This window comes from Mesorhizobium sp. M7A.F.Ca.CA.001.10.2.1 (assembly GCF_003998575.1).
Classification (GTDB): domain Bacteria; phylum Pseudomonadota; class Alphaproteobacteria; order Rhizobiales; family Rhizobiaceae; genus Mesorhizobium.
Genome location: NZ_RZQY01000961.1, coordinates 1 through 1,619, shown reverse-complemented (window position 1 = coordinate 1,619; position 1,619 = coordinate 1). Strand labels below are relative to the sequence as shown.

Annotated in this window: 1 protein-coding gene; it reads right to left on the bottom strand. The window is 64.4% G+C overall.

The window, feature by feature from the left end; all coding sequences use genetic code 11:
* Positions 1 to 172 precede the first annotated feature (172 nt).
* Positions 173 to 1,619, bottom strand: a 1,447-nt coding sequence (locus tag EN964_RS33955) for an FAD-dependent monooxygenase (protein ID WP_127277398.1), incomplete at its 5' end; no start/stop codon positions are given.

The following is a 1,619-nucleotide window of genomic DNA, read 5'->3' as shown; positions in this document are numbered from 1 at the left end:
GGTCTGAATGGGGGGCAGGCTGTTCTGGTCCACATTTCCTCCAAGTGGTCCAATGGTCCAACCAATTTCTGCACAGAAGGAAGCTCCTGTCAACCAACTGTCAGGAGCACTGTCGGAGGGAGGGACGCGATACTCTCAAGGCGATCGCGCGGTCGCGCTTCGATCGTGGCTGCTAACCTGCGGTGGCAGGCGGCCCGAACCAGGTGGTCAGCGCGTCCACCAGGCCCTGTTGGGTTCCCGCCCCGGCCCAAGCCACATAACCATCGGGCCGGATCAAGACCGCGTCGGGCGAAACGACCGTCCCGAGAGCCGGGAGGTCCCAGATACCGGCGTAACCGGCGTCGATCTGCCGGACCCGATCAGCCCAGGACGCGATGTCCAGCCTGCCGGGCTCACCGAGGTTGAGCAGCACGGGCCGCGCGTCGTGCAGCAAGGTGAAGACCCGCAACCGTCCGCCGGCGGTGGTCAGATCGAGATCGGGCATTCGCCGCCCAAGCAGTGGATGCCCCTCGCCAAGGTCGTAATGAACACCCAGACCAGACACCTCCGCGGCGATTTTCTTGCGGGGTTCATCCATGCCGAGCAACTCGGCAACGGTGTCGGCCAAGGCCTTGCTGCGGTCATCCGTGCGGCGAAGCGCAACCTGCGCCATCGTGTTGCGCAACACGCGGGCGGCGACCGGATGGCGCTCGGCGTGATAGCTTTCGAGCAGGCTTTGCGGCGATGTCCCCTTGATGATTTGGGCCAGCTTCCATCCAAGGTTCACCGCATCCTGCACGCCGATGTTGAGGCCCTGTCCGCCCATCGGCGGATGGATGTGCGCGGCATCACCCGCCAGCAGCACGCGCCGGTCGCGATATGCGGCAGCCTGGCGCGTCATGTCGGTGAAGCGGGAGAGCCAGGTCGGGCTGTGAACCCCGAAGTCGGTGCCGTAGATGGCAGTCAGCGCCTCGCTGAGCTCGCGCAGGGTCGGTTCGCCGCGCGCCTCCAGGCGGGGCTCCGTCAGCACGACGCCAACCTTCTTGCCGCCCTCGATCTTACCCAGAGCATGAATTCCGGAGGCGTTGCTGCGGAAGCCCCATGCCGGTTCTTCCGACATTTCGACCTCGGCAATCATCCAGCTCATCGTCGGATCCCATCCGGCGAACTCGATACCGGTCGCCTTGCGAATGGTGCTGCGGCCTCCGTCGCACCCGACCAGATATGCGGCCCTCAGGCGGTGACCGGTGGACAGTTCGACATCGACGCCGCTGTCGTCCTGGGCAAACCCCGCAACCTCGTGTCCGCGATAGATCGGTACCTTCAACTCGCCGACCCAGTCGGCCAGGATGCGCTCGATGTGGTTTTGCCGCAGTGCCAGCAGATAATTGTGGCGCGTGGGAAAATCGCTGATGCCTAACCGGATCATGTGGAAGCCCACGGACGGCGATATCTGTCCCTGTGAAAGAAACCGATCCACAATTCCGCGCTGGTCGAGCACCTCAAGAGTGCGCGCATGCAGGCCGCCTGCGCGCAATCCTGCCAATTTCTGATCCGGTCGCCTTTCGAAAATGGCAACGTCCACGCCTGCCAGCGCCAGTTCGCCTGCCAGCATCAATCCCGTCGGACCACCCCCGGCG